The following is a 3,465-nucleotide window of genomic DNA, read 5'->3' as shown; positions in this document are numbered from 1 at the left end:
TCATGCGTTCTTTCTTTCTCTGCGCAAGCTAACAATTTTAATTATAACTTCTTTGAAGTCAGAACCGCTATCAGCCCTGAATCCTCAGGTGCAGAATTTAGTACTTATTTAACCGATAACACACACCTTGTCGCTCGTTACGATTCGAGATTTGACGGAGATTGGGATGCCGCTGGCGGAATTGGCTTTAACGGTCCAATAAACCAATTTGCTGATGTCTACGGACAAATGCTTGTTCACCACATTAGACCTACCGATGAACAGGGTGGCAAAAGCGAAACCCAGTTGGAGTTTAATATTGGCAGCCGGATCTGGTTATCGAGCCAAATTGAAGCCAATATTAAACTGGGTAAGAACGATGAACACTCGGTATTTTGCGCTGGATTACGTTTTCACTCTACTGAACAATTATCGTTAGGAGCTGAAACCAAAAACAACGGCGTTTACGGCCCACAGATCGTCATGAATGTTCGTTTTCAGTTCTAAAACGTAAAACGGCCTTCAGGCTTAAGCGCATGATGCTTCTTCGCTACTTGTGCGCTTCTTTTTACTCTTTGTATCAACAGAATTACCCCACAAATTTGATGTACTCCACGATATCAGATATTTGGAAGCGACTTCTCATATATCAGCGATATACTATGCACTCAATAACTTATATGTGCCGCTATGTTTCGCTCTTTCTATAAATACTTAGCTCAATGGCTATTTGTTAGTGTCGTGCTTGGGGTTGTGCCCTTTCTTTATTTCGTCAAAGAATTCGACAAAGCTCACGAACAAACTGTGCAAATGATCGAACAAAAAAGCCATTCTCAACTCGAATACAATAAGCACGAACTGCTTACTGCGTTTAATGACGTTTACAATTCCACTCAAATATTGTCAAACAACACCATGTTGTACAGCGCGTTACGTCTTCCCTCCACCGAAAATATCGAAGCGGTACAAGCGTTTTGGTTATTAGCAGCTCGTATTCAAATCCTTTATTCTCGGCTCAGGCTTTTTGATATAGCGGGTAACGAATTAATTCGCGTGAATCAGAGTAATGGATCAACAGAAGCAGTGCCAAGATCACAACTAAAAAACAAATTGCACCGAGACTATTTTCAGTATGCGCAAAACCTTTCCCCAAACCAAATTGGGATCTTCGGTGTTGATAGTGAAAGAGAAGAAGAAAATTATGGTACTGCTTCCCAGATAACCGCAGTATTTAGGATTATTGCACCAATAGATTTTGATGGAAAAAGGCAAGGCTATTTTGTAGCAAATCTTAACTTAACCCAATTGTACAAAAAATTTAACCAGAGTTTAAATTCACTGAGTCGCCCAGACATCATCAGTTTCAAGGGTCAGTATATTCATCATGAAAATGAGATCTTGTCTCAGCAAGAAAACCCGTCGAAATACCACATGCTGAATATTAACAGTGTCGCCCCTATACTATGGAAAAGTATGCAAGAGCAAGCTTCTGGCACGGTATGGGATAACAACTGCTGGTATAGTTTTACTCAAGTTCCTTTGCAATCCATATTCCCAGAAATGGAGCCAATTTATCTAATTCAGTCATTAAATGGTGATGCGCTCAATAAATTGCTTTCTGCCACAGAGCTAAAAATTGGCTTTCAAGCGGTTGGCATCGCGCTATTAGTAATGACGATTGCCGCCGGTTTTATTCGTTGGAACGCAAACCACGATAAAAACAGTATCGAGAGCAAACTGGCTAGGGCGGCGATGAATGGTATGTCCGCTATGGTGATTACCGATCGTAATAACCGCATTATCAAAGTAAACAATGAGTTTACCCGGATCAGCGGCTACACCTTAGCCGAGGTAAGAGGTAAACAACCTTCCGTTTTTTCCTCCGGTAAGCACAATCAAGCTTTTTACATGAATATGTGGAAAGTGCTGCAAGACGAAGGGCTATGGGAAGGTGAAGTCATTAATAAGCGTAAAGATGGCTCAATGCAAACCGAGATCTTACGTATTCAAACCATCCGTGATTCAGACGGAATTATTCAGTTTTATGTGGCCTCCTTTGTTGATATTAGTCATCGCAAAGAGCTAGAAAATCGCCTGCGTGAGCTCAGCGAGAAAGATGCGCTCACCAACATTTGGAACCGCAGGAAATTTGATCAAGAAATGCGTTCAGAATGCTTACGCGTAAAACGTTACCAAGCTCAAGTGCAGTCGTGCTTAGCGATTATTGATATCGACCATTTTAAACGCATTAATGATAAATTAGGCCACGCAGAAGGCGATAAAATCATTCGTTCTGTCGCAACACAATTAAGTGAGCACCTAAGAGAAACGGACTTTTTAGCTCGCATCGGAGGCGAAGAGTTTGCCATCATTATGCCTCATACACCACTGGCAGAAGCTGAGTTGGTCATGCACCGTTTACGAGTAGCCGTTCACTTAAATCATCGTTTAGAAGTGTCGATCAGCGGTGGCATCACTGACATTACAGAAAAACCAGAAGAAGTGTATAAACGGGCAGATATTGCATTGTATGAGTCAAAAGCTTCGGGGCGTAATCTTGTCTCGGTATTGACCAGTGTCGAGATGGAAGAATTTGCTTAACAATTAGCACCATTTAAGTGCATCGAGAAATAAAACGGGTTTATTTTTGTGCAATTATCGCAAACTTAGTTTGTAACGTATTGTTCGCTATCATTTTTACTTTTGGCTTAAAACTTGTACTACTCTCTAATATGGTAAATAGATTGCACATATTTAGGGAGAAATAAGATGCAAGAAACACTAACCGTTGTGTTAGCAGGTGGCGTCGGTTCGCGGCTATCTCCGCTAACTGATGACAGAGCAAAACCGGCTGTACCCTTTGGTGGAAAATATCGAATCATTGATTTTACACTCACCAACTGCCTACACTCAGGGCTGCGAAAGATTTTGGTCCTGACTCAATATAAATCTCATTCATTACAAAAACATTTACGTGATGGCTGGTCTATTTTCAATCCAGAACTCGGCGAATTCATTTCTGTGATCCCCCCGCAGATGAGAAAAGGCGGAAAATGGTACGAAGGAACGGCGGACGCTATCTATCACAATATGTGGCTACTTTCACGCAGTGATGCCAAACACGTCGTTGTTTTATCTGGTGATCATATCTACCGGATGGACTATGCCTCTATGCTCGAAGCTCATAAGCAAAAAAATGCTGCACTGACTATCGCCTGCATGGATGTCCCAAGAGAACAAGCTTCTGCCTTTGGCGTGATGAATGTGGATAATGACTTCAAGATCACCTCATTCATCGAAAAACCAAGTGACCCACCCTCCATGCCCAATAATCCGCATCGCAGCTTAGTTTCTATGGGGATCTACATTTTTGATATGGAAGTATTAAAAAGTGCTTTGATTAATGATGCTGAACTGGAAAACTCGAGTCACGATTTTGGCAATGACATCATTCCCAAATTGATTGAAAGCCATGCTGTTTATGCG

At 41.5% G+C, this 3,465-nt stretch carries 3 protein-coding genes; all 3 read left to right on the top strand.

The window, feature by feature from the left end:
* A partial coding sequence (locus AACT21_RS07950; RefSeq protein ID WP_094164201.1) for a hypothetical protein occupies positions 1–486 on the top strand: 486 nt, incomplete at its 5' end.
* A 183-nt stretch (positions 487–669) separates the two neighbouring features.
* Positions 670–2,580 carry a sensor domain-containing diguanylate cyclase gene (locus tag AACT21_RS07945; protein WP_094164200.1) on the top strand — a complete coding sequence of 637 codons (1,911 nt, stop codon included), beginning with the start codon at positions 670–672 and terminating at the stop codon, positions 2,578–2,580.
* 168 nt (positions 2,581–2,748) lie between these two features.
* A partial coding sequence (locus AACT21_RS07940) for a sugar phosphate nucleotidyltransferase (protein ID WP_176430211.1) occupies positions 2,749–3,465 on the top strand: 717 nt, incomplete at its 3' end.

Source organism: Vibrio sp. V08_P9A1T1 (assembly GCF_963874405.1).
GTDB classification, from domain to species: domain Bacteria; phylum Pseudomonadota; class Gammaproteobacteria; order Enterobacterales; family Vibrionaceae; genus Vibrio; species Vibrio anguillarum.
This window is presented reverse-complemented; position numbering and strand designations above follow the sequence as displayed.